This is a genomic window from Amycolatopsis azurea DSM 43854, assembly GCF_001995215.1.
Classification (GTDB): Bacteria; Actinomycetota; Actinomycetes; order Mycobacteriales; family Pseudonocardiaceae; genus Amycolatopsis; species Amycolatopsis azurea.
The window spans coordinates 182,255-208,174 of sequence record NZ_MUXN01000004.1 but is presented as its reverse complement, the minus strand read 5'-3'; the positions used below and the strand labels follow the sequence as shown (position 1 = coordinate 208,174).

The following is a 25,920-nucleotide window of genomic DNA, read 5'->3' as shown; positions in this document are numbered from 1 at the left end:
ACTCACGACCACCCGGACCGAGCCGGGCTTTCGTGTGACTGAGTGGACGGCACGTGTGATCAGACGGACGACACGCGTGACTGAGTGGACGACACGCTCGCCGCCTGGGTCCCACCCCGTGTCGTCCACTCAGTCACATGTGTCGTCCACTGGATCACCTGTGTCGTCCATCTGATCACGCGAGACCGCGCGACCGCAGGTACCTGAGCACGCTTTGCCCTAACCCGAATCGCCACTCACGACCACCTGGACCGACGCCTCACCGCCGCCCTCACTCCGGTTAGACCTTCTCACGTTTCCTCTTGACGCTCACCGCAGCTTAGCTATAGGTTCTAACCATAGCGAGATGCAGTAACACGACAGAAGGAGAAGGCCATGAACTCGAAGACCTCACGCCGCCGGTTCGGTGCACGCGCCGCCTTGCTCACGGTCCCGCTGGCCCTCGCGGGCGTCCTCGGCGCCACCGCGCCCGCCCAGGCCGCCGCTCCCGCGCACGGCACGAAGCCTGCTTCGCTTACCTGCCAAGGCAAAGGCATCGACCGGACGGCCAAGGTGCACTACCGCACCGAGACCTTCATCAAGGCGCCGCTGCGCACCATCTGGGACCTGCAGACCGACGTCGAGGCCTGGCCGACCTGGCAGAACCCCGTCATCCCGGTCGAAATGAAACGCCTGGACCCCGGCCCGCTGCGCAAGCATTCCCAGTTCCGATGGACCATCCCCGTCCCGCCCGGCATGCCCTACCCGCCCGGCGACGTGACCATCGTGTCCACCGTCCGGCAGCTCCAGCCCGGCAAGTGCCTCCGCTGGACCGGACCTCTCGACGGCCCCGGCGGCATGCACATCGACGGCGTCCACGTCTGGAACTTCGTCAAGGTCCCGGGTGGTGTCCTCGTCCGCACCGAAGAGAGCCACACCGGCCCGCAGGTCGACAAGGACGTGCCGGGCTCCACCGAAATGCTGGGCCAGGGCCTCGAAATCTGGTTGAAGGACCTCAAGAAGGCCGCTGAAAACCGGTAGGGGCCACCCCCTGCCACTCCCTATGCTCCCGGGTATGGAGATCATCGGGCCGGACGACGCCCTTCCCGGGCGGCGGATCCGGCGGGTCGCGGTGGCGGGTCCCGCCGGATCCGGGAAGTCGACGCTGGCGCGAACCCTGTGCGAGCGCATGGGGCTCCCGTTCGTCGAGTTCGAGTCCTTTTTCCACGGTCCGGGGTGGACGGTGCGGGAGACCTGGCAGACCGACGTCCTGGAGTTCCTCGACGGCGAAGAGTGGGCCATCGAGTGGCAGGGCGAAGAGGTCCGGGAGCGGCTGACCGCACGGCTGGACGTGCTGGTCTGGCTCGATCACCCGCGGGTCATGACCATGACCCGAGCCGTCGTCCGGACGCTGAAGCGCCGTGTCGGGCGCGGCTCGAAGATCGCCGGCGGAAACGTCGAGGGCCCGCTGCACACGTTCTTCACCGATCGCGACCACATCATCAGGCTCGCCTGGCGCTACCACCCGATGATCCGGGCCCGCGTACACAAGGTCATCGCGGAGAACCGCTACCCGGACCTCGTCATCGTCCGCCTGCGCGGGCAGCGTCAGGTCGACCGCTGGCTCGACGGGCCCCTCGCCCGGAACCTCCGCTAGCGAAGCTCCCGGACGCGCCACACCACGTCCCCGCTGGAACTCGGCTCGATCCTGTCCACAGTGAACCCTTCGCGCTCGTAGAACGCACCGGCCCGTTCGTTGGCCGCGAAATGCTCGATGTACACCCGCTCGGCGCCTTCGGGTAACTGTCCGATGAGGGCGTCCATCAGCCGGACACCCAGCCCGCCACCACGATGACGGGGGTGCACGTAGAGCTTGTAGATCACGTGGCTTTCGCCGTCGAGACCGCGTTGTCCGACACCGGCCAGGTGCCCGCCGTCGTCGGCGACCACCACCGCGCCGCGGGCCACGGCACCGGCGATGTTCGTCTCGTGCCACCACATCCGGACCTGCTCGGCAGCGGCCTCCTCGCCGATCAGCGGCGCGTAATGGGCGCGGACGTGCTCCTCCCCGAAGCGGCAGATGGGCATGACGTCGTCCCGTTCGGCGTTCCGCACCACCGGTCCGGTTCCCATCACGCCGCCTTTCCTTCGCACGTCGTCCTGATCTGACACGCGCACGGACCTTTCGGGCAAACCCTGGTCATCGAGGCTTGTCCGGCTACGCGCGCGGTGGTACCGATACGAGCGAACCAGCTCGCGGCCGATCGCGAAAGGTCCGCAGGGCTTCACTGCGGACCGGAAACGACTGGTCTACCCTCCCGAGGAGAAGGCTGGGGTGTTTCCCGCGGCGTCTTCGGAGGCCAGTACCGACCTCTCGCGAACCCCATCATTCGTGCCCGATCCGAACCGAGCCAAGGCGACGCATGCAACCCAATTTCGATGCAGGTGAGGACTTCGCCCTTCTTCTGGAGCGAGAGGCCAAGAAACTCGAAGAGAAGGCCAAAGCCCTGTCCGAGGCGTTCACGGCCTCGGCGTCCACGGTGGAATCCCCCGACGGCACGGTGAAGGTGACGGTCGAGGCCAACGGCTCGCTGAGCGCCATCGAGTTCGGCAACCGGGCGACCTCGATGAGCCCCGCCAAGCTCTCCTCCATCGTCATGCAGACCGTGCGGAAGGCGCAGCGCCAGACGGTCGAGAAGGTCACGGAGTCCTACACCGAGATCAACGGCGAGGACGAGGCCGCCCAGCTGGTCCGGACCTTCCTGCCGAAGGTGGAGGAAGAGGAAGGCGCCCAGGACGAGTCCGCACAGGACAAGTGGGCGCCGGAGGCGCACAACGAGGACCCGCGTCAGCAGGCCGGACACCGGCCGCCGCCGCCCGCGGGCTACCGGCAACCGCCCCCAACGGCGGGTTACCGGCCCCCGCAGCAGCCGGGCTACCCGCCGCCGCAACAGCCGGGCCGCCCCGCGCAGCAGCCGCCCCCCGCGTCGCCCCGACCCCGGCGACCGGCCAGCCCCGACGACGATGAAATGAGCCCCTGGTGAGCGGATTCGAAGTCAAGACAGAGGACATGACGACGTTCGCCACGCACCTCGACAAGCTCGAGGACGCGCTGAAGAAGAGCGCCGACATGGTGGGCAGTTGTGTGGCGGACCCCGGCATCTTCGGCATCTTCGGCGGCCAGATCTACGGCGCCGGCGCGAGCATGCACTGCGGGAAGGCCCGGGACCACCTGAACAAGTACTCGGAGAACGTCAAGGAGTTCTCCGACAGGGTGCGCGAAGCCGCGAAGAAGTACGACGCCAACGAGGCGGAAACCGAGAAGCTGATCACCGCCGCGGGCGACGGCATCGAGGAGGTGAAGGTCAAGTGAGCGACGAGTACCACCGCAACGATTTCGGGAACGGCAGCGGCACCAAGGCCGACGACTTCAAGGACGAGAAGAACAACTTCCTCGCCGGCAGTGGCGACACCGCGGGCGCGGGTTTCTTCGACTCGGCCTTCGCGCTGAAGAAGGCCGTCGACTCCGGCGACCAGCTCAGCATCGGCCTGGCCTCGGCGGGCATGGCCATCGAGATCCTCGGCATGGTCGTCGACCCGATCGGGTCGCTGCTCACCGCCGGGATCGGCTGGCTGATCGAGCACATCGTCATCTTCCGCTGGCCGCTGGACTTCCTGCTGGGTGACCCGAAGGGCATCGAGGCGGCCAAAGAGGCGATCTACGCCGAGGGCAAGGAAGTCAAGCAGTGGTCGGAAGACCACGCGACCGCCACCAAGAAGCTCGCGGAGAAGTGGAAGGGCGAGTCGGCCGACAACTTCCTCTCCGACATGGAGGGCGTCAGCGCCCAGATCGACGCGCTGTCGGACTACCTCAACCTCGCCGGCAAGCAGATGGGGATCGCCGGTGCCATCATCGGCGCCGTCCGCGGCATCGTCCGCGACATCATCGCCATGACCCTGGCGGGCATCCTCAAGGCCGCGATCGTGGCGGTGGCGCTCGCGCCCGTCACCTTCGGCGGTTCGATCATCGCGGCGATCACCTCCATCATGACCACGGTCGGCGTGGCGATCGCCAAGATCGCCAAGCAGATCGCCGACTGCGCCAAGCGGCTCGGCGAGATGATCAAGATCCTGGTCAAGACGCGCGGCGCGGCCGACGACGTCGTCAAGCTGACGCTCGGTGGCGGTAAGATCAAGCTGCCCAAGCCCCCGCCCAAGGGGGGTCACCCGATGCCCCCCGGCAAGAAGCCGATCGAAGGCCCGCCCGGCAAACCGCCCGCCGACAGCACGCCGGACGCCAAGCCCCCGAAGCCGGACGGCAAGCCGGAGAAGCTCGGCGACATGCCACTCAGGATCGTGCGCGAGAAGCTGACGAAGGAGCTGGACAAGCTCCCGCTGGACAAACTGTCCAAATCGGATCGCGACGCCCTCATGGCGAAATTCGACTACTGGAACGCCTTCCCGATCGGCGACCTGCACAAGAGGTTCCCCAAGGTCGCGGACGCGCTCGAGAAGACGGTGAAGGTCCTCAGCGACCCGACCTACGGCGCGTCGGGCCTGGCCGGGAAGACCATCGTCGAGCTGACGAAGGGCATCCCACCTGCCGCGAACGAGAAGCCGCCGGAGGGCGACGAGTGACCGGATAGGATCCGAAGCCCGGTGCGGGTGTCCACACAGGACACTCACACCGGGCTTTTCGTATCGTCACGCTCAGCGCGCCCGGCGGCGTGCGTACCGCAGCATCCAGGCCCCTGCCAGCAAAGCGGCGAAAGCCAGCGCCAGCAGATCACCGGTGTGCGAACCGGTCGAGGCCAGCGATCCGGGACCAGGCGGGTGGACCGGGTGCGTCGGGTCCACCGGCGGCGTCGGATCGCCAGGCGGATCGACAGGCGGTTCGCCTGGGGTGACCGGCGTTTCGGTCGAGCAGCCGGGTTCGTCCGGGGCGCGGCAGTTGGCGCCGGGCGTGGTGGAAGTGACCGCGTTACGCAGCTTTCCTTCCCCGGAACCGGCGGTGACCGAATACGTCACGACGACCTTCTGCCCGACGGCGAGTTTGCCGTGCCAGCGCAGCAGTTTTCCGGTCAGCGCGACCGATCCGCTCGTCGCTTTCGCATCGCCGTTGTACGTCGCTCCACTGAGGACATTGCCCAGGTCGTCGGTCACGACGGCGTCGTCGTAGGCACCGGTGCCGGTATTGGTGATGGAAAGCGTGTAGGTGACCTTGCCGCCCGGAGCGACACTGCCCGACGGCGACGCCGACTTGGCGATGACCATCGAGAGCACCGGGGTACGGGTCGAACAGGCGGGATCCGCCTGCCCTGACGGCGGGCAGTTGGTGCCCTCGTCGCTCGTGACGGCGTTGTCCAGGAAGTGGTCCCCGCGCACGGGTTTCGCCACGGTGACCGAGTAGGTGACGGTCACCGAGGCTCCTGCCGCCACGGTGCCCGTCCAGGTCAGTTTCGGTTCCGTGTAGGCGACGGTGCCCGCGGTGGCCTTCGCGTCCTGGTTGTAGGTCGCGTCGTCGAGCACCTTGGTCAGATCGTCCGTGAACGAAGCACCGGGATACGGCGCCTGACCGGTGTTGCGCACGACCACCGTGTACGTGACCTTGCCACCCGGCGCGGCCGCGGCCGGAGCGGTCGACTTCGTGATGCGCAACGCCGGTGTCGGCAGTTCGTTGCGGCAGTCGGGGTCTTCGGAACCCTCTTCGCAGTTGGAGCCCGTGCCGGTGACCACGTTGACCAGCCGTTTGTCGCCCTTGTTGGTCACGACGACGGAATAGGTGATCGTGGCCTTGTCACCGGGCGCGAGCGAACCGGTCCAGGTCAAGGACGGCTTCACGACGGCGACGGTCACCGTGCCGGTGTCCGCCTTCGCGTCGCCGTTGTAGGTGGCGTCGTCGAGCACGCCGGAAAGGTCGTCGGTGAACGACGCGGCGGGATCCATTGCCGCGCCGACGTTTTCGACGGTGACGGTGTACGTGACCGTGTCACCTGTCTTGACCTCTTCGGGGGTGGCCGTCTTGCGGATCTTCAGCGACGGCACGGGCGTGACCGTCCCGCAGTCCGGGTCGGCAGAATCCGGCGGGCAGTTGCCGTCCGGGGTGCCGACGACGGCGTTGGTGAGCTTCTTGTCGCCGCCGGGCGGCCGGTTCACGGTGACGGAATAGGTGATGGTGACGGTCGCACCGGCGGCGACGTCGCCGGTCCAGGTCACCACCGGGGCCTCGTAGCCGGTGGTGCCGCCGGTCGCCGTGGCGTCGTCGTTGTAGGTCGCGTCGTCGAGCACGCCGGTCAGGTCGTCGCTGAGCCGTGCTCCCGGATAGGCCGCGGTTCCGGTGTTCTCGACGCGCACCGTGTAAGTGAGCCGCTCGCCCGGCCTGGGCGCGGACGGCTCGGCCGTCTTGGCGATCTTCAGGGCGGCGACCGGGGTGACGGCGGAGCAGTCCGGATCCGCCGAGCCGGGCGGGCAGGTCGAGTCGTCGGGGCCGGTCACGGCGTTGCGCAGCGTCCGGTCCCCGGCGGGCGGTTTGTTCACGGTCACCGAATAGGTGATGGTCACCGTGGCGCCCGCCGGAAGGTCCGCCGTCCAGGTCAGTTTCGGTTCCGCGTACGCGACGGTGCCCGCGGAGGCCCGCGCGTCCCTGTTGTAGGTCGCATCGTCCAGGGCGCCGCTCAGGTCGTCGGTGAACCGCGCGTCGCGGTAGACGCCGGTGCCCGGATTGCTCGCGGTCACGGTGTAGGTGACGACCTGGCCCGGCTTCGCACTGGCCGGTGCCGCGGTCTTGGCCAGCACGAGCGACCCGAGCGGGGTTTCGGTCGCGCAGTCGGGGTCACTCCCGCCGGGCGGGCAGGTGGAACCGTCCGGTCCGACGACGACGTTGGTCAGCCGCCGGTCCCCGGCGGGCGGTTTGCCGACGGTGACCGAGTAGGTGACCGTCACCGTGCTCGCCGCGGCGACGTCACCGGTCCAGGTGAGTTTCCGGCCAGGCTCGTCGAAAGTGGTGCCGCCCGAGGTGGCGGAGGCGTCGCCGTTCCAGGTGGCGTCGTCGAGGACGCCGGTCAGGTCGTCGGTGAACGAGGCGCCCGGGTAGGGCGCCGGGCCGACGTTGCGCACGCTCACGGTGTAGGTGACCTTGTCGCCGGGCATGGCCGAGGCCGGGCTCGCGGTCTTCTTGATCTCCAGGGCGCCGATCGGGGTCACCGTGCCGCAAGCCGGGTCGGTGCTTCCTGGCGGGCACGTCGAACCGCCCGGACCGGTGACCGCGTTGCGCAGCACCTTGTCCCCGGCCGGCGGCGTGCCGACCTTCACCGAATAGGTGATCGTGACGGTCTTCCCGGCCGGGATGTCCCCGGTCCAGGTCAACGTCGTCGTCGCGCTGTCGTAGCCGGGTTGTGCCGGGGTGGGCGTCCCGTCGGCCTTGGCGACGGCGTCACCGTTGTAGGTGGCGTCGTCGACGACGCCGGACAGGTCGTCGGTGAGCTTCACCCCGGTCGCCGCCGATCCGTCGAGGGTGCGCGCGGTCAGGGTGTAGGTCACGACGTCGCCGGGTTTTGCCGTGTCCGGGGCGGCCGATTTCGTGATCACGACCGCGTTGATCGGCTCGTCGGTGCCGCAGTCCGGATCAGTGGAACCCTCGGGGCAAGTGGAGCCGTCCGGCCCGACGACGGCGTTGGTCAGCCGCTTGTTCCCGCCCGGCGGGTTCGCGACGGTCACCGAATAGGTGATCGTGACCGTGCCGCCCTTCCCGACGGCGCCGGTCCAGCGCAGGGTCTTGTCGGTCGCGGAGTAGGTCACGAGACCGGCGGTCGCGGTGGCGTCGCCGTTGTACGCCGCGTCGTCGACCACATCGGACAGATCGTCGACGGCGGTGGCGTCCGCCCAGTCGGCCGTGCCGTCGTTGGTGAGCTTGACCGTGTAGGTGATCTTCTGCCCCGGCATGGGCTTCGCCGGCGCGCTGGTCTTGACGATCTTCAACGTCGCCACGGTGACCTGCGCGGCGCAATCCGGGTCTTTCCCGCCTTCGGCGCAGTTGCTGTCCGGGACGGTCACGACGTTGTCGAGCTTCTTGTCGCCGCCCGGTGGCGAACCGATCGTCACCGAATAGGTGATCGTGACGGTCGCGCCGGGACCGACGTCCCCGGTCCAGGTCAGCCGCTTCCCCGCGGCGTCGTAGCGGGGTTTCGCCAGCTCGGTGCCGCCGGACAGGGCCTTCGCGTCGTCGTTGTAGGCGGCGTCGTCCACCACTCCGGTCAGATCGTCGGTGACGACCGTCCCGGGCGCCGTCGCCGTTCCCTCGTTGGCCACGGTGACGGTGTAGGTGACCTTGTCGCCCGGTTTCGCGTCGGTCCTGTCCGCCTTCTTGGCGACCACGAGCCGTTTCGTCAGGTCCGGGGCGATCGAGCAGCTGGCCAGGTCGGTGATGGGCCAGGTCCCGCCGGATTCGGAGGTGATCCGGCCGACCTGGTTGGTGTGCGCGTTGCCGCCGGGCACCTGCTGGGAAACGCCGGTGCGCGGATCGACCTTGTACAGCGCGCCGCCGTAGTAACCGAGGTAGATCGACCCCTTCAGGAAGGCCATGCCGTAGTTGTTGAAGCCGTTGGACGATCCGGGACCGGTGACCTTGACCGCCTGGGTGGTCTCGCCGGTGTCCGGATCGAAGCGGTAGATATAGCTCTGGCCGCCGTAGACGATCCCGTAGTACACGCCGCCGGAGGAATCGACGAACAGGTCGGGGACGAGCGATCCCCCGGTGAACACGGGATCGTTCGCCGGGACGGGCTTCAGCGTGGATCCGCGGGAGTAGGTCTTCGTCGCGCCACTGGCGAGATTCATCGCGAACAGCACCGGCGCCCCGCCGTTCTGCGCGCCGTAGAGCATCCCGGACGCGGGATCGGCGCCGAGCCCACCCCAGTTGACCCCGGCGGGGAGCTTGCGGGACTCGCCCGCGGCGATCTCGTCGGTGACGGTGTTCGTCCCCGACACGTGCTTGTAGAGCGTGAGATTCCCGGTGGTGTAGCTGGAGTAGAACGCGGCGACCCGGCCGGTGTCCGGGTCCTTGCCCATCGCCATGTTCGTCGACCAGTAGTCCGGCGGGCCTCCGCCCGCGCGCTTGCTGATCACCGTGTTCTGGATTTCCGCGGCGCCCTCGGCGCCCGCGCGGAACTGCATGCCGGAGCGGAAGTTGCTGTAGTACAGGTGATCGCAGTCGAACGTCGATGGATCGTTCTCGCCCTGCACCGGCCACGTCGCCGCCTGCGCCGTTCCCGTCGTGACCAGGGTCCCGAACAGGACCGCCAGCACTGTGCCGAACGACAAAACCCGGCGTGACAACGGTTTTGGTGCACGACGTCGGCGCTGAGCGACGACCACGGAAAGCCTCCCGGTGGCGAGCGAACTCAGCCCGACGCTACAAGCCGTACCGCGAGCCTCAACTCGAAAGCCGGGTCGCCACCTGAACGTGTTCGATCATGGGTGAGTCGAAACCGGTTCCGCTCGGGCCGCCGCTGTGCTTTCGTTCGGGTCATGACTGAGCGGGTGAACATCTCCTCCGGTGGGGACTTCGAACAGATCTTCGGCTACAGCCGGGCGGTACGCGTCGGCGAGCACATCCATGTGTCCGGGACGACCGCGCGTGAGCCGTTCCGTTCGGGGGACGCGTACGAACAGGCGTCGGCCGTGCTTTCGATCATCGAGACCGCGCTGCGAGAGGCCGGTTCGAGCCTGGCCGCGGTGGTGCGCACGGTCACCTACGTCACCGACATCAAGGACGCCGAACTGGTGGCGCGGGCGCATCGCGAGGCCTTCGGCGACGTGCTGCCCGCGGCCACCATGGTCGAGGTCACGGCGTTGCTCGACCCGAAGATGAAGGTCGAGATCGAGGCCTACGCCATCGAGAAGTAGCGAGAGCGCCTGGACGGACGAGCAAAGGCGCCGGGACCGAGTGGGTCGGGTTGGTCGTGAGTGGTAAGTGTCGTTCTAACGACACTTACCACTCACGACCCCCTTGACCCCCCACCCGCCGGCGCCTTCCCCCTCTACCTCCCGAAAGACCCGACCAGCGCTTCGGGAGACTCGCGCGTCGCGTAGAGCTTCCAGAAGGCGTCCGCGAAGACATCCGGGTGGATCACCTCGGGTTCGAAGTCCAGCGGGCTCGAGGTGAGCACCTGATGCGGCACGCTGCCCTCGATCAGCGCGCCGACGTTGACGGCTCCGGCGTAGACGCCCTTCTCCGCGAGTACAGCGTTGAGGTTGTGGAAGTAGTTCCGCAGCGCGGCCTGCGCCATGCCCACGTTGCCGAGGAACGGCGCCGGGTACAGGCCGGATTGGCCCGCGGTGAACAGGATCGCGCCGTCGCCGCGCTCGGTCATGTCCGGCAGGACGGCCCGGACCAGCGCGACCGCGGACACGAGGAACTGGTCGAGGACGAGCCGCAGGTTCTCCGGATCGACGTCGAGCACCGGCACGATCCCCTCGCCCATGGTCCCGCCGCCGGGGTTGAACGCGACCGCGTCGATCCGGCCGATGGCGGTGACGGCGGCCTCGACCTGCGCCGGTTCGTAGACGTCGGCGACGAACCCGCTCGCTTCGATGCCGTCGGCGTCCAGTTCGGCGACGAGCGCGTCGAGGTTCTCGGTGGTGCGCGCGACGAGGGCGATCCGAAAGCCTTCGCGGCCGAAGCGGCGGGCGAGCGACAGCCCGAGCACCGGTCCGGCGCCGAAGATCGCGAGCGTTCTGGTCATGTGTCCTCCCAGGATGATTAAGTTGAGGATGTCCTCAACTTCTTCGAAGGTACACACAACTTGAGGCCACCTTCAACTTGACTACGATGCGGTCATGACCAAACCCCTGCGGAAGGACGCCCAGCGCAACCGCGACCTGCTGGTCGAGGCCGCCAGGGAGCTCTACGCCGTACGCGGCCTCGACGTCGCGCTCGAAGAGATCGCCAAGACCGCCGGCGTCAGCATCGGCACGCTGTACAACCACTTCCCCCAGCGCGCGGATCTGGTGAGCGCCGTGTTCGCCGACCGGACCGAGACCGTCGCGAAGCTGGCCGAACACGCGCTGTCCCTCGACGACGCCTGGGCCGGGCTGACGTCGTTCGTCGAACGGGTCTGCGAACTCCAGGCCGCCGATCGCGGCTACAACGAACTGGCCTCGACGCGGCCGCCACAGGCCGAGGACCTCGAACGCGGGTACGAACTCATGACCCGGGTCGTCGAACGCGCCAAGGAGAGCGGCGCCCTGCGCGAGGACTTCACCCTGGAGGACATGGCCTTCGTGACCTGGGGAATCGCGCGCACGGTCGAGGCGACCGCGACCGTGCGGCCCGAGGTCTGGCGCCGCCATCTAGCCCTGTTGTTCGACGGGATGCGCGCGCCCGCCGCGAACCCGCTGCCGGAACCGCCACTGCTTCCCGGCGAGCTGGCCGGGATCATGGGCGGCTGCGACTGAAACCGGCAGGCAACCCAGGACCCCTCCGGAGCGTGTTCACCCCGGAGGGAAGGTCCTATGAAGACTAAGGTTCTGTTCGTTGCGCTGGTGGGAGCCCTGTTCGTGACGACGGCTTGTTCGGGTGAGACGCCTCCCCCGGCGCCGCCCGCGACGGTCACCGTCACCCCGACACCGCCGCCGTCTGTCGGCCCGGACGCCAAGACGGTGGCCTGGCTCGATGGGATGTGCGGCGCGATCTTCGGATACGTGAAGGCCAACAACGAACACGCGAGCAAGCAAAGTTCCGGTGTCGAGGTGACGCGCACCTGGTTGAGCGAGAACCTCGGGGTCCGCGCCGACCTGACGGGCAAGGTCGTCGACGAGCTGAACGCGCTGCCCGCGTCCCCGATCCCCGGCGGAGACGCGGCGAAGAAGTCCCTTGTGGACAGTTACACGACCGCGAGGGACGCGGCGGCGGAAGGGAAGCGGAAGCTGGACGCCTCCAAGAGCCAGTCCGCACTGGACGCCGGTCTCAAGGCCCTGGACGCGGCGCAGAAGCCGCTCACGGAGACCACCGACCCGTTCGCGTCGGTCAAAATGGACACCCCGGAGATCAAGGCCGCCGTGGCCGCCGCGAAGAAGTGCGTGCCCGGCGCCTAAGCGGGCACACGCCGGTACCGAGCCAGTCCACGTGGTCGTGAGTGGCAAGTCGCGTTAGAACGACACTTGCCACTCACGACCCCAGGGCACCTGCTCAGCCGGGCGGAGCGAACCCGGGCGGCATGGTCATCGGCCGGGCCGAAGGCGTGGCTCGCGTGATCAGGCTCCGAACTCGCGTGATCGAAGCCGGAACTCGCGTGATTGAAGACGAGACTCACGTGATCGGACGGCGAACTCGGGTGTGCAGCGCCTAAGCCGGGCACGCGCCGGTACCGAGCCGGTCCAGGGGGTCGTGAGTGGCAAGTCGCGTTAGAACGACACTTGCCACTCACGACCCCAGGGCACCTGCTCAGCCGGGCGGAGTGAACCCGGGTGGCATGGTCATCGGCCGCCCGGTGTTCAAACCGCCGTCGACGAGCACGGAAGTGCCGGTCAGATAGCCGAAATCCGGTGACGCCAGCGCGAGCACGGCCGAAGCGATGTCCGTCGCCTCACCCATCCTCGGCAGGCCGTAGACGTTCAGCGGTCCCCACGCCTTTTTGAACTGCGCCCACTGGTCGTCCGGGATACCCGGCGGCCGCACCAGCTGGGTGTCGATCGTTCCCGGGTCGATCGACAGCACCCGGATCCCCTTCGCGCCGTAGTCCAGCGCCGCCGCGCGCACCAGCCCTTGAACGGCGCGTTTGCTCGACGTGTAGGCGGCGTGCCCGGGCCTGGTCTGGTCGGCCTGCGCGGACGCGGTGCAGATGATCACCCCGCCGCCCGACTTCAGCAGATGTGGCACCTCGTGCTTGATGGAGAGGAACACGCCGCGCGCGTTGGTGCGCTGCACGTTCTCCCATTCGTCGAGGGAGATCTCGTGCAGCGGCTTGCCGAGGTGGATCCCCGCGTTGTTGAACGCGATGTCGAGCCTGCCGTACCGGCCGGCGACACCGTCCACAAAGGCCTGAACCTGCTCAGGGATCCGGACGTCCGCGCGGAAGTAGGCCGCTTCCCCACCCGCGCGGCGGATCTCGCGTTCGACCTCGCGGCCGAGTTCCTCCCGCCTGCCGCAGAAACCGACCTTGGCACCGGCCGCGGCGAACGCGATGGCCGTCGCCCGGCCGATCCCCGACGTCGCCCCGGTGACGAGCACGACCTTGCCCGCGAACCGCCCCTGCTCCCGCGCCGTGGCCGTGTTCGCCGCCAGCATCGCGACTCCGGCCGCCGCCGCTCCGCCGAGCACCGCACGCCTGCCCACTGCTTCGCCCACAGATCCCTCCAGATAGATAGCTTCACTTTCCAAAACAGAAAGTAGTGCTATCCATCTGAGAGGATTCTCAAGAACCGATCTCCGGCTTGATCCCACCCGCCGCCGCGAGCGCGCGATGCAGCGCGAGTTCCGCCGTCGGCCCCTCGGCCAACACGATCCCGGTGCAGGACCGCTGATCCGTGAGGTGCCGGACCTCGTCACCGGGGCTCGCCGTCGGATACCACTCGGGCGCGCCGGGCAGACCGGGCAGCCTGTCGAGCCCGGACCAGCCTTGGAGCACGCCTTCCGTGGCCGGATAAGCCAGGACGAACCCGATGCCCGGTCCCCCGCCGATCTCCTGGGTGAGCAAGGCGGGCTCCTCGCCCAGCGCCATGGAGATCATCGCGGAATAGACGTTGGTGCCCAGCGACCGGCACAGCGCCTCGCCGAGCATCGCCCCGCCGATCCGGATGTTGATCTCGACGACCTCTGGGCCGTCGGCGGTGAGCACGAATTCGGTGTGCGAGAAGCCCTGTTCGTGCCCGGCGGCCTTGAGCACCCGGCCGATCCAGTCGTCCAGCCCGGCGAGTTCGGCCTCGGGGAAGGCCACCGGGAACGCGGCGGCCTCCTCGCGCCGCACGGGTTCGGGCGACAACTGGCGGGAGAGGATCCCGAGCAGCCGGGTCCTTCCTTGCCAGGTGACGGTTTCCGCGCTGTAGAGCGGCCCGGTGAAATACGGTTCGGCGATCAGGTGTCCCTTGAGCGGCGTACTCTTCGCCTCCAGCCTGGCCCGTTCGAGTTCGGCCTCGTCACGGACGAGCCATACGCCGCGTGACGACGTTCCCGAAGAGTCCTTGACCACCAAAGGAAAACCGAGTTCTTCGGCGACCATGACGGGCACCGTCCTGCCGCGGGTGAGCCCGTTTTCGTACAGCAGGTCGCGCACCGCGCCCTTGTCCCGCAGGACGCGGACGGCCGCCGCGTCCGGACCCGGCAGGCCGAGCCGGTCGGTGAGTTCCGCGCCCGGCAGCGCCCAGGTGTCGGTCGAGTTGATGATCCCGGCGAGATCCGGGATCGCACGCAACGCGGCTTCGCAGGCCGCGATGTCCGTGGTGTCGATGTCGACGACCTCGACCCTGTCCGGCGCGAGGACGCCGAGTTCGTAGCGGTAGATGTCGCGGTTTCCGGTGAACAGCACCAGTTTCCGCCCGGCTTCCGCGGCGGCGTCGGCCAGCCTGCCGAGACCGAAGGTGAGTGCTTCCAACAGGACGACGGTCACGACGCGCGCTCCTTCCCGTACAGCGGCTGTACGGGTATCCCGAACCGGCGGCGGCGCCAGTCCATCGCCGCCCACGGCAAGGCGAGGTCGTCCAGTGAGGTGATCTCACGCGGCGTGAGCCCCGCCGGGTCGACGGCCTCCCGATGCCGGGCGAAAACCCTTGCCGTGTAACGATGTCCGGTGTCAGCGCCGATCACGACGTGCGTCCGGTCCGGATTCCGCGCCGCTTCCCAGCCCGCGACGAGGTACGCGGCCCCGGTGGAAAGCCCGGCGAAGACGGCGTGGTCGCGCATCAGCCCGATGGTCGCGGCCATGGCGTGCACGAAGTCCAGCCAGTGGATCCGGTCGTAAAGCTCGTGGTCGACGTTACCGAACGGGATGGCGGACCCGATCCCCGCGATGATCGCGTCCGGATCGGTGAACCTCTCGCTGCCGAAGGTGACGCTCCCGAACGGCTGAACCCCGGTCAGCCGGACGTCCGGATCGCGTTCGCGCAGCGACCGCGCGATCCCGCCGGTCGACGCGCCGGTGCCCACACTGCCGACGACGGTCAGCGGCCCGGCCGGCAGCGCGCGGGCGACGAGGCCGGCCACCTCGCCGTATCCCAGGTAGTGCACGGGATCGTGGTACTGGCGCATCCAGTGCATGTCCGGATGCCGTTCCAGGAGTTCGTGCACCCGCGCGACCCGGCGCCGCTGATCGAGGCGGAGGTCGTCGGACGGCGGCATCTGGTCCACCGTCGCGCCCAGGATCTCCAGCTGCGAACGCAGGGTGAGATCGACGGTGGTGGAAGCGACGATGTGGCAGCGCAGACCGTGGCGGTGACAGGCCATCGCCAGCGCGAGCGCGTAGATCCCGCTGGAGCTGTCGACCAGCGTCTGTCCCTTTCGGACAGTCCCGTCCGCGAGCAGCGACCGGACCGCGCCGAGCGCCGCGTACACCTTCAAGGTCTCGAAGCGGAGCAGCACGACGTTCGGTGTCAACCGGATCAGCGCCGGGGTCTTGATCGCGTCGGTGACGTGGTCGTGGACCGGTACGGACATGGCGGTCACCGGCCGATCGAGCGCAGGTACGCGGCCAGTGATTCGGCGCCCGCGGCGTTGCGCGGGCCGCTCACGAGGTCCCCGTAGGAGACGATGTGGAACCGGTTGTCGCGCACGGCGGGTGTGTCCTTCAACTGCGGCGCGGACTTGAGAAAGGCGATCTTGTCCTGCGCGGGCTGATCGGCGTAGTCCACCACGATGATCACCTCGGGTTCGGCCTTCACCACCCCTTCCCAGCCGACGTTGCCCCAGCCGTCCTCCAGGTCCCGGAAGATGTTCACCCCGCCCGCGGCGGCGATGATGTCGTTGGGGGCGGCGTGTTTCCCGGAGGTGAAGGGCTGAGCGGTCTCGGAGTCGTAGACGAACACCTTGACGGGCGGGGTCTTCGGTGCTCCCGCGCGAACCTTCTCGAAGCGTCCCTTGAGTTCCGCGACGAGTTCGTCGGCCCGCTGGCGCACGCCGAAGATGTCGCCGAGGTTGAGCAGGTCGATGTAGAGCGCCTCCAGTGGCGTCACGTCCGACCTCGCGGCGGGGTACTCCCAGCAGGTCTCGGTGTGCAGATAGCTGTGGATGCCGACCTGCTCCAGCAGTTTCGGGGTGATCCCGCGTTCTTCGCTGAACCCGGAGTTCCAGCCCGCGATCACCCAGTCCGCCTTGGCGTCGACCAGGACTTCGCGGGTGATCCGCGTGGTGCCGAGCCGTTCGACCTTGGCGTAGTCGTCCTTCCACGGTGAACCGGCGATCGACGGATCGGCGATCGAATTCATCACGTAGCCGCGCGTCCGGCCGGCGAGCCCGAGCGCGAACAGCTTCTCGGCACCGGAAACGTCGTAGGCCACCGGACGCTGCGGCGCCGGGAAGGTGACCTGCGCGCCGCAGTTGGTCACCGTGGCCTGTGCCGGCGCGGCGGGTCCGGCCTCGACCTGGGCACCGCAGGCGCTCAGGAGCAGTGCCACGGCGAAGAGCGCGGCCACCCTGGACGGCTTCATCGTGAGATCCCCTCGGTTTCGTCGGCGGGAAGGTCGTAGAGCAGCTGGAGCGCACCGGTCACGGGATGGGTGACCGGGGTGACGTCGACGCCGAACACGGCGCGGACCGTCTCCGGCGTGAGCACTTCGGCCGGGGTGCCGGAGGCGGCGAGCGATCCGCCGCGCAGCAACGCGATCCGGTGGCAGACGGCGGCGGCGAGGTTGAGGTCGTGCAGCGCGACGAGCACGGTGAGCCCGCAGTCGCGCAGGAACTTCAGCAGTTCCACCTGGTGCCGGACGTCGAGGTGGTTGGTCGGCTCGTCGAGGACCAGCACCTCGGGTTCCTGGACCAGTGCCCGCGCCACCAGGACCCGCTGCCGCTCGCCGCCCGAAAGCGTCAGCACGCTTCGCTGGGCGAGGTGGGTGATGTCCATGCGCCGCAACGCTTCCCGGCACAACGCGCGTTCGCGGGCGGTGAGCCGGAGGTTGCCGCGCTGATGCGGTGACCGGCCGAGCGCGACGACCTCTTCGACGGTGAAGTCGAGATCCGCCCGGCTGTCCTGGGTGAGTGCGGCGATCCGGCGGGCGGTGTCGCGCAGGCTCTGCTCGGCGAGGTCGGTGCCGTCGAGCAGGACGGCGCCGCGGGACGGGGTCAACGCCCGGTAGACGCAGCGCAGCGCGGTCGACTTGCCGCTGCCGTTGGGACCGAGGAGGCCGACGACCTCGCCCGCGCCGACGTCCAGCCGCAGCTCGCGGACCAGCGTCGATCCGGCCACATCGACGGAAATTTCGTTCAGGGAAAGCATCAGCGGCCTCCGAACGCGTAGCCGCGGCGCCGTATCACGACGAGGAACACCGGGACGCCGATCAGCGCGGTGATCACCCCGAGCGGCAGTTCCTCGGGTGCGACGAGGGTCCGGGCGAGCAGATCGACCCACACCAGGAAGACCGCGCCCACCAGCGGCGCGAGCGCCAGCACCCGGCGATGTCCCGATCCGGCGACCATCCGCACCACATGTGGGAGGACCAGTCCGACGAATCCGATCGAACCGCTGACCGCGACCAGCAGCCCGGTGACGACCGCGGTGAGCAGGAACAGCCCGCGGCGCAACGCGGCCGCGTCGGTGCCGAGGCTCATCGCGGTCTCGTCGCCCATGGACAGGACGTCGAGCGCGGTGCCGTGGCGCAGCAGGATCGCGATCGCGACGACCACCCCGGCCGCGGCCAGGGGCAAGGACGCCCAGCTCGCCCCACCGAGACTGCCGAGCAGCCAGAAGAGCACGGTCTGCGCGGCCTGGCCGTTCGGCGAGAGGTAGACGATCACGCTCATCACGGCCTGGAAGGCGTAGGTGAGCGCGACCCCGGTGAGCACCAGACGCAGCGGCGTCAGGCCGAATCTGCTGCGCGCGGCAAGGTAGACCACCGCCGTCGCGCCCAGCGCGCCGAGGAAGGCGGCCGTCGACAGCGCCAGCACACCGAGCCCGGCGAACAGGCCGAACACCACGACGGCGGCGGCGCCGACCGAAGCGCCCGAAGAGATCCCGAGCACGAACGGATCGGCCAAGGCGTTGCGCACCAGGGCCTGCACGGCGACCCCGACCACCGCGAGCCCCGCGCCGACCACGGCCGCCAGCAGCACCCGCGGAGTGCGGACCTGCCAGACGATCGAGTACCCGGTGACCTCGTCGCCGGTGATGGTGCCGCCGGTGATCGCCTTTCCCAGGTAACGCAGGACATCCGGGATGGTGACGACCGTCGGGCCGAGCGCGATGCCCGCGATCAGCGAGACCACGAGCGCCACCGACAGCAGGAACACCGGCCCGGTGAGCCGCAGCGGGCGGGCGATGTCTTCGTCCGGTTCCGCGAACAGGCGGAGAGGTTCAGACCGCACGTTCACCACGCACGATCAGGCGGCGCGCGTGGTTGTCGTAAGGCGAGCCGTCGAAATCGCCGAAGCATTCGACGCCGGTGAAGCCCGCCGACGCGAACAGCGCCTTCAGTTCCGCGGCGCTGTACAGGTAGGACAGAATCGACGCCTGCTTCGCGACACCGTCACGCACCAGGGTCCAGTCGGTCTTGAGCCGGGTCCAGTCGTCGAGGATGGTGTCGCGCATGAACACCGTCCCGCCGTCGACGTCGGTCGCCTTCGGGCGGCCGACCCAGCCGGCGAGCACCTCCTTGCCGAGGACGTCGATCAGCAGCCTGCCTCCGGGCGCGAGGCTCGCGTAGGCGTTTCGCAGCACGGTGAGGTTGTCGCCGGGCTCGGTGAAGTAGCCGAACGACGTGTACATGTTGATGATCAGGTCGTACGCGCCGGGCTCGACGTATTCGAGCATGTCGGCCTGGATCAGTTTCACGGCCACTCCCGCGCTTTCGCAGGTCTCGCGCGCGCGTTCGAGCATGGCCGGGCTGAGGTCGACGCCGGTCACGTCGGCGCCCTTCTTCGCCAACGGCACGATGTGGATCGCCGGACCACAAGCCAGATCCAGCACTTTCGCGCCGTCGGCGACCTCGAGCAGCGGTGACGTGGCCGCCAGCTGTTCGGCCTCTTCGGCCCGGCTGGGCGGGAACATCACTTCCGCGAAGCCGACCCAAAGGTCGTCGTCCTCGTACCAGTGCATCTCACTCCGCTCGCCGGGCCGCACGATTCAGCCCCACAAGTCGTCGGAGGATCGTCTTCGGTTCCCGGCTTTCCCGCCTTTCTCGTGGAGTGATCACGCGGGTACGGATTCCGACCGGGCTACGGAGGCGGGATCAGGTCGATGAAGAAGGCTTGATCGGGAGCGCCGGAGCAGCGTTCCCGGACGACTTCGGTACCCGCGACGGTGTCCAGATCACGCAGGCCGAGGCATTCGCTCGTACCCACCGGACGGATCACGTACCGTCCCGCCTCCGCCGTGCCCGCCGGGCCGATGGTGAACTGCTGGTCCAGACCATCGTCGTCGCAGTCGTCGCGAGGCTCGACGAGGTCGTGCCCCAGCCCCTCGTTCACGACCGTGAGACAGCCGACCCCGGTCTCCGGATGGTGCCACTGGATCTGCACGGCGTTCTCCTCCCCGACGGGGTCGAGGAACACGCGTGGCGAGTCGGCGCCGCCGCAGAGCTGCTGGGCGACGATGGTGCCGGGGTAGAGCTCGGTCCGGTCCCTCCCTTCGGCGAGGCAGAACTCGGGAGAGCGCGCGGGGCGGATCTGCGCCCAGCTGCCCACCTCTCGCACGTCCAGCCCCGGCACCACGGCCCCGGCGGTCTTGTTCTTCGTCGAGGCACCGAAGGAGCGGGCCAGATATCCCAGCACGGAGGCGAAAACGACGGTCACTACCGCGACCACGACGACCGGCACGCGCCAGCGCCGTCGTCGCCGCGAATCCGGCTCCGGTCCGGGTTCCGGCGGCGAGACGATGTTCGTCCTCAGGTCCTCGACGAGCCGCGGTGGCGTTCCCATCGCGATCCGGGTCCGGGCTTCCACCCATCTCCGTACTTGTTCGTCATCGAGTCCGCACGAGCGCGTGAACGTCTCGACGAACGATTCCTTCGGCAATGTGGTGCGACCGAGAGTGGTCGCCACCGTACTCGCCGGAAGTGTTCCCCCGAGTTCATTCGACCGGGCCGCCAACTGACGATAAGTCAATCCGGACCACGTTCTCAATACGCGCAGTGCCGCTGTGAACTCAGCCGGTGAAGAAACTGAGTCAGGTGGTCGAACCGCTGTCGGCGACTCCCCGTCGTCGCCCCCCTCATCCACAATCATCGCTCTAGATTGACTGAGCCGATCTGAGCCGCGATACCGCCGTTCAGCGGCGCCGGAATCTGCTGTTCGGGCTACTCGAACGATTTCGAACAAGGCCGAACTACCCGAAGGTTGCCCAGGCGCTGGTCAGGAAGTCAGGCTGATCCCAGTCGGCCCCACACCGACCACACCGGGGGAGGCCCGGAAAATGCCGGGCTCCGAAAAGTGAGCAGGCGAGAAGAATCCGTGACGCTTGCCGTCACCTGACGGCGGCCGATTCACCGATTCCGGAGAAAAGCCTTCGCAGGCCGCGAACACGTGTGCCCACAAGGAAAAACGCTGCGCTTTTCGCGGCGGACCGGCAGTTCGCGGACCGGTGAGGTCCCGTTCGAACTCGGTCGACCACCCATGGCGAACATCGGATTATCTGGAGCGTTGCTGATGGACAGCGGGCAAAACGAGGTGACCGAAAGGCAGGTCGTCGTTGTCGGGGCGGGTAATGCCGGCCTCTGCGCGGGTATAGCCGCGCTACAGGCGGGCGCGGACTCCGTCACCGTGCTCGAAGCCGCGCCGAAGGAACTGCGCGGTGGAAACAGTTCCCTGACCAGGACCATGCGATTCTCCTGGCGGGGAAGCCCATTCATCGCCGAGCTGTTACGGGAGGCGGACAAAAACCGGGTCGGCGAAATTCTGGCCGGCCGGACGGGATACTCCGACGAGCAGTACCTCGACGACTGGTTGCGGGTGTCCGGCGATCAGGTGGACGTCGCCCTCATCGAATCGATCGTCCGCCGTTCGACGGACACGATCGGCTGGATGCGCGACTTCGGGCAGCGCTGGGCACCGAGGCCGACACCCCTGCCCGGCGATGTGCCGATCGTCCTCGACGGCGGCGGCCAGAGCCTGCAGGACCGGAACTTCGACCGGTTCGAACGGCTCGGCGGAACGGTCCGCTACGACAGCCCGGTCACCGGCTTCGAACGGACCGCCGACGGCCGGTACCTGCTCCACGGCTCCGGGCCCGCGTTCCCGGTGATCGCCGGCGCTCTGGTGCTGGCGTCGGCCGGTTTCGAGGCGGACACCCGGTTGCGGGCGCGTCATCTCGGCGAGGCGTGGCAGGACGTGAAGCTGCGAGGCGTTCCGTTCAACGAAGGCGCCCCGCTGACCGCGGCCGTCGGGCTCGGTGCCGACACCGCGGGTAACTGGGAGAAGTGCCACACCACGCCACAGGGCCTCGGGCTGCCCGACCACATGTTGCCGGGGCAGATGCACAAGTCCCACGGCCTGGCCCGGTACGCCTTCCCGCTGGGCGTCGTGGTCAACCGGGACGGGCACCGCTTCTTCGACGAATCCGGCGGCTACAGCAACCTCACCTACGTCTCGCTGGGGCAGAAGATCCAGGAGCAGCCGGGAAGGATCGCGTTCCAGATCTTCGACGACAAGGTCGTCTCGGCGGGCGCGCTCCCGGACGGCTATCTGGGCGACCCGGCCTCGGTGACCGTGTCCTCGATCGCGGAAGGCGCCCGGCGGCTCGGGATCGACGCCACGAACCTGGCCGCCGAAATCCAGCGCTTGCACGACGGCCAGGCGGAGAAGCGGATCGACACGCCTCCGTTCCTGTTCGTCCCGGTGGTCTGCGGCCTGACCTTCACCTACGGCGGGCTGTCCGTGACCCCCGGCGCCGAAGTGCGCGGCGGCGGGGAACCGATCAGCGGCCTCTACGCGGCGGGCGTGATCGTCGGCGGCCTTTACGACCAGGGATATCCGGGCGGCACCGGGCTGATGGCCGGTGCCGTGCTGGGCAGGGCGGCGGGCACCTCCGCCGCGGCCCACGCCCTCCGGTCGCGAGGAGGGAAGGCCCATGCCGGCAGCGTCGCCGAATGAGAAGACGATCGTGATCGTCGGGCTCGGCAAGATCGGGTCGCTGTACGCCGGGTGCTACGGGCAGGCGGGGCACCGGATCGTCACCGTGGACATCGGGAACGGCGCCGACTGGGACCGGGTGGCCCGGGTGCCGAATCCCTCGGGAATCGACGCCTGGGTGGTCGCCACCCCGACGGCCACCCATCTCTCCGTGGTCGAGGAGATCCTGCGGCAGCAGCCCGATGCCCGGATCCTGCTGGAGAAACCGGCCTGCTATCCGGACGAACTCGCCGGCCTCGGCCGGACGGTCCGGCGCTTTCCCCGGGCCCGGATCATCGTCAACGACGTGTATTCCCACAGCGAAGCCGTTCGGCGCTTCGCCACGTCCGTGCGGAAACTCGGCGAGTTCGACCCGATCAGGAAGATCACCGTCGAATTCACCAAGAACCGGGAGCTCGACGTCGCGAACGGCAGGTTCGTCGACACCCAGTACGGCGAAGCCGGCTACGAGGGCTTCCACATGCTGAGCATTCTGCGTTCGATCCTCCCGGCCGATCAGTACCGGAGGTATCTCCGGACGATCCCGTCGGCGGTGACGGCGGAGATGCGTGTGCGAACCTCGGTGGCCGGACTGCCGGAAGTCGAACTCTACACGTCGTCGAACGGCGCCATCGCCTTTCCCGAACTGGCCGGATTCGCTTTCCCCGAAGCCGTTTCGAGAGACTTCATCACCCCGGCGGTGATCCCCTACGGCTCCGAGTTCCGGTACCGCTTCGCGGACGTGGAACTCCAGTCCGGGCAGCACGTCACCTTGGTCTTCGAACCGTTCTACGGCACGGAACCCGACCACAAGAACATCCACGCCGTCCACATCCGGGACTCGGCACCCGCACGCCATTTCCTCATCGCCGTCAACCATTTCAAGGAGGCGCTTCTGACCCAGCTGAACCTTTTGCGGCACCTCGGCGAGGGCACCTCGGTGGTCCGCCCGGCCGAGCACCGGTTCCTCGCCGCGCTGGGTTCGGCCATGTTCACCGGAACCTTCCCGCAGACAACGGAAAACGAGAAGTTCGCACGAATTGGGAGCGAGACATGACGCGAAGCATCGAGGATCTTTCCACGCTGTTGCGACCGGCCAAGGACATGCTGCCCGAGGTCTCGGACCGCGCGACGGCGGTGGCCGAGGTCACGAGCCAGATCAAGAACGACGACGCCGCCCGCGCCTTGTTCGCGAAGGTGTGCCGGTTCGAAACGCCGTTCACGGCGAGCTGGGTCCACGGCCCCGGCGACGATTCCCCTTACCTGTCACTGGAACTGGCCGCCGCGTCGCTGGACGACGACCGGTACCGCGCCCTGCTCGCCGACGTCGTGCTGTCGACGTCGACGTCCATCCCCTACGACTACCGGGCCCTGGCCGCCGAAAGGCTCGTACAGATCGGAACGGGCGAATTCACCGAGGCTCTCGAAAAGGTCGTCGAATCGTACGAACCGCTGCCCACCCGCGGCCTCCAGGCGAAGATCGCCGTCCCCACCGACGGCATCGACCACCTCTTCGACATCCCGGAAACGGTGACCGGCAGGCTCAACCTCCTGATCGCGGCCAGCCGGGCGAAAACGCTGGAGAGCAGGCACATGCTCGCCGTGCGGGTCCTCGCGAACGGCGTCGTGCCGGTGGAACCGGTCGGCGACGCGGAACGGCTGATCCTCGAAGACGTCGGGACGACCATGGTGGCACCGTCGGACTATCTGGTGCCGTGGGACCAGGAATTCCCCGGCGAGAACGGCACCGCGCTCACGCTCGCGGAACTGATGCGCATCACGCTGATGTGCGGGGAATTCGCGCTGCCGGACACCACCGTCCGCCCGATCCTGGTCGACTTCTACCGCTCCGTGCTGCGGACCGGCGGCCGCTCGATCATCGGCCTCGCGGCCGGGGTGTTCCATGTGGAGCACGGCACGCTCGCCACGCCGTCCTACTACTACCAGGGTCGCGACGCGATTCTCGGCAAGGGCTGCGTGATCGACTGCGTCGGCGGCGCGGTCCTGCAGGCGGGTTCGTTCCTCGGCGGTGGCTACATGCCCATCCTGATCCACACGCACAAACACATCCGCAAGGGCGGTCAGGCCGCCGCTTCGGAACGGAAGCAGATCCTGCCGTGCATTTTCGCGGCGGAGGCGGGCGCCCGGTACCCGATGGACGCGATCGGCCTGTTCGAAACGGTGGACTACCTCGGCAAGGAGACCCCGTACCAGGGGATCCGGGCGATCCCGCACGCCAAGTGACACAAGGCTGAACACGAAATCCACATCGCGCGATGCCCTCGGGCAGGGCGGCTCCGTCCTGCCCGAGGGCATCGGAAAAGGGAGGGTAAGGGAAATGGGTGCATCGTTGGGGGCCAAGGTCGCCGTGATAGGCGCGGGCTATGTCGGACTGACCACGGCCGCGTGCCTCTCGTCCTTGGGACACCGGGTCGTCTGCGCGGACGTCGACCAGGAAAAGGTCGACGCGCTGCGGCGTGGCGAGGCGACCATCCGGGAGCCGGGGATCTGCGAACTGGTGGTGGACGGGCTGGCGTCCGGACGGCTGGAGTTCGTCCTCGGCGCGAGCGCGGCTGCGGCGGGTGCGGACATCGTGATCCTTTGTGTACCGACGCCGATGGGCGCGACCGGCGCGGCGGATCTGCGGACGCTGGAGTCCGTCGTGACCGAGCTGCGGGAGCTGCTGCCGTCCGGCTGCGTCGTGGTGAACAAGTCGACGGTCCCCGTCGGCACGGCGGCTCGCGTCGCGGACCTGATCGACCGTGCCGACGTGGCGGTCGTGTCCAATCCGGAGTTCCTGCGCGAGGGGTTCGCGGTGCACGACTTCCTGAACCCCGACCGGATCGTGGTCGGCTCGTCCGATCGCGACCCGGTTCCCGCGCGGCGGGTCGCCGGGCTGTACGAGAAACTCGACACCGCCGTCCTGGTGACCGATTCCGCGAGCGCGGAGATGATCAAGTACGCGTCCAACTGCTATCTGGCGACGCGTCTGTCCTTTGTGAACACCGTCGCCGAACTGTGCGAGTACCTCGACGCGAGTATCGACGACGTCACGGCGGGAATGGGCTACGACGGGCGGATCGGCACCGCGTTCCTGCGGCCGGGACCGGGCTGGGGTGGCTCCTGCCTGCCGAAGGACACTTTCGCGCTGCTGCGCACGGCGGAATCGGCGGGGAGTGATTTCGCCCTGCTGCGGGCGGCGATCGAGACCAACCTCAAGCAGCAGGATCTGGTGGTCGGCAAGGTGCGCAAGGCCGTCGGCGGCGATCTGGCGGGTGTCCGGATCGGCTTGCTGGGCTTGACGTTCAAGGCCGGGACGGACGATCTGCGGGACTCCCCGGCGCTGGCGGTCGCGCGACGGCTGGCGGCCGAGGGCGCGGAACTGTCCGCCTACGACCCCAGTGTCCACGCGCCGGTCGCGGGCGTGACCGACGACGTCCGGATCACCGGGACCGCCTACCACGCGGCGAACGGCGCGGCGGCGATCGTGGTGCTGACCGAATGGCCGGAGTTCCGCGCCCTCGACTGGGCGCGGATCGCCGACCGGCTCGACGGCCGGTCCGTCATCGACACCCGCAACCTCCTCGACCCGCCGACCGTGGCCAGGACCGGCCTCACGTACCAGGGCATCGGCCGTCCGGACAGTGCCGGTGCACCGCTGTCGCGCGCCGCGGCCATGGCCGGGCAAGCGGGTTGAC

General features: G+C 68.5%; 23 protein-coding genes. 12 read left to right on the top strand and 11 right to left on the bottom strand.

Annotated elements, in window-relative coordinates; genetic code table 11:
• Positions 1–375: 375 nt before the first annotated feature.
• On the top strand, positions 376–1,020 hold the full coding sequence (locus B0293_RS07385) for an SRPBCC family protein (protein WP_005150415.1): 645 nt from the start codon (positions 376–378) through the stop codon (positions 1,018–1,020).
• 34 nt (positions 1,021–1,054) lie between these two features.
• Complete coding sequence (locus B0293_RS07380) at positions 1,055–1,636, top strand: P-loop NTPase family protein (RefSeq protein ID WP_005150416.1); 582 nt, start codon at positions 1,055–1,057, stop codon at positions 1,634–1,636.
• On the opposite strand, the gene B0293_RS07375 is transcribed toward B0293_RS07380, so the two are convergent.
• The gene (locus tag B0293_RS07375) at positions 1,633–2,112 is read right to left on the bottom strand and encodes a GNAT family N-acetyltransferase (protein WP_005150417.1); all 480 of its coding nucleotides are present in this window, start codon (positions 2,110–2,112) and stop codon (positions 1,633–1,635) included. The two genes, B0293_RS07380 and B0293_RS07375, sit on opposite strands and share 4 nt — an antisense overlap.
• Positions 2,113–2,402: 290 nt before the next feature.
• Here B0293_RS07375 and B0293_RS07370 point away from each other — a divergent pair, with 290 nt between their 5' ends.
• From B0293_RS07370 to B0293_RS07360, 3 genes are read left to right on the top strand one after another with little or no spacing between them, the layout of a single operon-like run.
• Entirely contained in the window at positions 2,403–3,023 is a 621-nt protein-coding gene (locus B0293_RS07370; RefSeq protein ID WP_005150419.1) for a YbaB/EbfC family nucleoid-associated protein, read from the top strand.
• Positions 3,020–3,352, top strand: a complete 333-nt coding sequence (locus B0293_RS07365) for a type VII secretion target (protein ID WP_005150421.1) — start codon at positions 3,020–3,022, stop codon at positions 3,350–3,352. The genes B0293_RS07370 and B0293_RS07365 overlap by 4 nt, the downstream gene beginning before the upstream one ends.
• Positions 3,349–4,617 (top strand): WXG100 family type VII secretion target, encoded by a 1,269-nt coding sequence (locus B0293_RS07360; protein ID WP_005150423.1) that lies wholly within the window; start codon positions 3,349–3,351, stop codon positions 4,615–4,617. Before B0293_RS07365 ends, B0293_RS07360 begins: the two co-directional genes overlap by 4 nt.
• Positions 4,618–4,689: 72 nt before the next feature.
• Here the strand turns inward: B0293_RS07360 and B0293_RS07355 are convergent, their stop codons facing one another.
• Entirely contained in the window at positions 4,690–9,312 is a 4,623-nt protein-coding gene (locus B0293_RS07355) for a DUF11 domain-containing protein (RefSeq protein WP_245191811.1), read from the bottom strand.
• A gap of 192 nt (positions 9,313–9,504) precedes the next feature.
• Between B0293_RS07355 and B0293_RS07350 the strand changes: the two genes are divergently transcribed.
• Entirely contained in the window at positions 9,505–9,882 is a 378-nt protein-coding gene (locus B0293_RS07350; protein ID WP_245191812.1) for a RidA family protein, read from the top strand.
• A 134-nt stretch (positions 9,883–10,016) separates the two neighbouring features.
• Here B0293_RS07350 and B0293_RS07345 read toward each other — a convergent pair whose 3' ends face one another.
• Entirely contained in the window at positions 10,017–10,721 is a 705-nt protein-coding gene (locus tag B0293_RS07345; protein WP_039915187.1) for an SDR family NAD(P)-dependent oxidoreductase, read from the bottom strand.
• Positions 10,722–10,815: 94 nt separating this feature from the next.
• Here B0293_RS07345 and B0293_RS07340 point away from each other — a divergent pair, with 94 nt between their 5' ends.
• Positions 10,816–11,433 carry a TetR/AcrR family transcriptional regulator gene (locus B0293_RS07340; protein WP_005150427.1) on the top strand — a complete coding sequence of 206 codons (618 nt, stop codon included), beginning with the start codon at positions 10,816–10,818 and terminating at the stop codon, positions 11,431–11,433.
• Positions 11,434–11,490: 57 nt separating this feature from the next.
• Complete coding sequence (locus tag B0293_RS07335; RefSeq protein WP_039915188.1) at positions 11,491–12,072, top strand: hypothetical protein; 582 nt, start codon at positions 11,491–11,493, stop codon at positions 12,070–12,072.
• A gap of 349 nt (positions 12,073–12,421) precedes the next feature.
• On the opposite strand, the gene B0293_RS07330 is transcribed toward B0293_RS07335, so the two are convergent.
• The 8 genes from B0293_RS07330 to B0293_RS07295 form a co-directional block, all read right to left on the bottom strand.
• Positions 12,422–13,324 carry an SDR family NAD(P)-dependent oxidoreductase gene (locus B0293_RS07330; protein ID WP_039915191.1) on the bottom strand — a complete coding sequence of 301 codons (903 nt, stop codon included), beginning with the start codon at positions 13,322–13,324 and terminating at the stop codon, positions 12,422–12,424.
• A gap of 67 nt (positions 13,325–13,391) precedes the next feature.
• A complete protein-coding gene (locus B0293_RS07325; protein WP_005150434.1) occupies positions 13,392–14,582 on the bottom strand; it encodes an ATP-grasp domain-containing protein in 1,191 nt (396 codons plus the stop codon).
• A complete protein-coding gene (locus tag B0293_RS07320; RefSeq protein WP_039915194.1) occupies positions 14,579–15,634 on the bottom strand; it encodes a cysteine synthase family protein in 1,056 nt (351 codons plus the stop codon). The genes B0293_RS07325 and B0293_RS07320 overlap by 4 nt, the downstream gene beginning before the upstream one ends.
• Positions 15,631–16,614: an ABC transporter substrate-binding protein gene (locus tag B0293_RS07315; protein WP_005150439.1), complete on the bottom strand. Its 984-nt coding sequence runs from the start codon at positions 16,612–16,614 to the stop codon at positions 15,631–15,633. The genes B0293_RS07320 and B0293_RS07315 overlap by 4 nt, the downstream gene beginning before the upstream one ends.
• Positions 16,611–17,399, bottom strand: coding sequence for an ABC transporter ATP-binding protein (locus tag B0293_RS07310; RefSeq protein WP_005150440.1), 789 nt, complete (start codon positions 17,397–17,399; stop codon positions 16,611–16,613). Before B0293_RS07310 ends, B0293_RS07315 begins: the two co-directional genes overlap by 4 nt.
• Complete coding sequence (locus tag B0293_RS07305; RefSeq protein WP_039915197.1) at positions 17,399–18,493, bottom strand: FecCD family ABC transporter permease; 1,095 nt, start codon at positions 18,491–18,493, stop codon at positions 17,399–17,401. The genes B0293_RS07310 and B0293_RS07305 overlap by 1 nt, the downstream gene beginning before the upstream one ends.
• Complete coding sequence (locus tag B0293_RS07300) at positions 18,474–19,214, bottom strand: class I SAM-dependent methyltransferase (RefSeq protein ID WP_005150446.1); 741 nt, start codon at positions 19,212–19,214, stop codon at positions 18,474–18,476. The genes B0293_RS07305 and B0293_RS07300 overlap by 20 nt, the downstream gene beginning before the upstream one ends.
• A gap of 119 nt (positions 19,215–19,333) precedes the next feature.
• Positions 19,334–20,341 (bottom strand): XRE family transcriptional regulator, encoded by a 1,008-nt coding sequence (locus tag B0293_RS07295; RefSeq protein WP_039915199.1) that lies wholly within the window; start codon positions 20,339–20,341, stop codon positions 19,334–19,336.
• A gap of 420 nt (positions 20,342–20,761) precedes the next feature.
• Between B0293_RS07295 and B0293_RS07290 the strand changes: the two genes are divergently transcribed.
• The 4 genes from B0293_RS07290 (at position 20,762) to B0293_RS07275 (ending at position 25,919) form a co-directional block, all read left to right on the top strand.
• Positions 20,762–22,204: an FAD-dependent oxidoreductase gene (locus tag B0293_RS07290; RefSeq protein ID WP_077241258.1), complete on the top strand. Its 1,443-nt coding sequence runs from the start codon at positions 20,762–20,764 to the stop codon at positions 22,202–22,204.
• Positions 22,182–23,279: a Gfo/Idh/MocA family oxidoreductase gene (locus B0293_RS07285; RefSeq protein ID WP_005150454.1), complete on the top strand. Its 1,098-nt coding sequence runs from the start codon at positions 22,182–22,184 to the stop codon at positions 23,277–23,279. The genes B0293_RS07290 and B0293_RS07285 overlap by 23 nt, the downstream gene beginning before the upstream one ends.
• Positions 23,276–24,466, top strand: a complete 1,191-nt coding sequence (locus B0293_RS07280) for a hypothetical protein (RefSeq protein ID WP_005150456.1) — start codon at positions 23,276–23,278, stop codon at positions 24,464–24,466. Before B0293_RS07285 ends, B0293_RS07280 begins: the two co-directional genes overlap by 4 nt.
• Positions 24,467–24,560: 94 nt before the next feature.
• Positions 24,561–25,919, top strand: a complete 1,359-nt coding sequence (locus tag B0293_RS07275; protein WP_039915203.1) for a UDP-glucose dehydrogenase family protein — start codon at positions 24,561–24,563, stop codon at positions 25,917–25,919.
• Position 25,920 lies beyond the last annotated feature (1 nt).

What these genes read in the sequence shown, in the direction of transcription:
- B0293_RS07385 (WP_005150415.1), top strand. Translation starts at nt 376, where the DNA reads ATGAACTCGAAGACCTCACGCCGCCGGTTCGGTGCACGCGCCGCCTTG.
- B0293_RS07380 (WP_005150416.1), top strand. Translation starts at nt 1,055, where the DNA reads ATGGAGATCATCGGGCCGGACGACGCCCTTCCCGGGCGGCGGATCCGG.
- B0293_RS07375 (WP_005150417.1), bottom strand. Translation starts at nt 2,112, where the DNA reads ATGGGAACCGGACCGGTGGTGCGGAACGCCGAACGGGACGACGTCATG.
- B0293_RS07370 (WP_005150419.1), top strand. Translation starts at nt 2,403, where the DNA reads ATGCAACCCAATTTCGATGCAGGTGAGGACTTCGCCCTTCTTCTGGAG.
- B0293_RS07350 (WP_245191812.1), top strand. Translation starts at nt 9,505, where the DNA reads ATGACTGAGCGGGTGAACATCTCCTCCGGTGGGGACTTCGAACAGATC.
- B0293_RS07345 (WP_039915187.1), bottom strand. Translation starts at nt 10,721, where the DNA reads ATGACCAGAACGCTCGCGATCTTCGGCGCCGGACCGGTGCTCGGGCTG.
- B0293_RS07340 (WP_005150427.1), top strand. Translation starts at nt 10,816, where the DNA reads ATGACCAAACCCCTGCGGAAGGACGCCCAGCGCAACCGCGACCTGCTG.
- B0293_RS07335 (WP_039915188.1), top strand. Translation starts at nt 11,491, where the DNA reads ATGAAGACTAAGGTTCTGTTCGTTGCGCTGGTGGGAGCCCTGTTCGTG.
- B0293_RS07315 (WP_005150439.1), bottom strand. Translation starts at nt 16,614, where the DNA reads ATGAAGCCGTCCAGGGTGGCCGCGCTCTTCGCCGTGGCACTGCTCCTG.
- B0293_RS07310 (WP_005150440.1), bottom strand. Translation starts at nt 17,399, where the DNA reads ATGCTTTCCCTGAACGAAATTTCCGTCGATGTGGCCGGATCGACGCTG.
- B0293_RS07300 (WP_005150446.1), bottom strand. Translation starts at nt 19,214, where the DNA reads ATGCACTGGTACGAGGACGACGACCTTTGGGTCGGCTTCGCGGAAGTG.
- B0293_RS07295 (WP_039915199.1), bottom strand. Translation starts at nt 20,341, where the DNA reads ATGATTGTGGATGAGGGGGGCGACGACGGGGAGTCGCCGACAGCGGTT.
- B0293_RS07290 (WP_077241258.1), top strand. Translation starts at nt 20,762, where the DNA reads ATGGACAGCGGGCAAAACGAGGTGACCGAAAGGCAGGTCGTCGTTGTC.
- B0293_RS07285 (WP_005150454.1), top strand. Translation starts at nt 22,182, where the DNA reads ATGCCGGCAGCGTCGCCGAATGAGAAGACGATCGTGATCGTCGGGCTC.
- B0293_RS07280 (WP_005150456.1), top strand. Translation starts at nt 23,276, where the DNA reads ATGACGCGAAGCATCGAGGATCTTTCCACGCTGTTGCGACCGGCCAAG.
- B0293_RS07275 (WP_039915203.1), top strand. Translation starts at nt 24,561, where the DNA reads ATGGGTGCATCGTTGGGGGCCAAGGTCGCCGTGATAGGCGCGGGCTAT.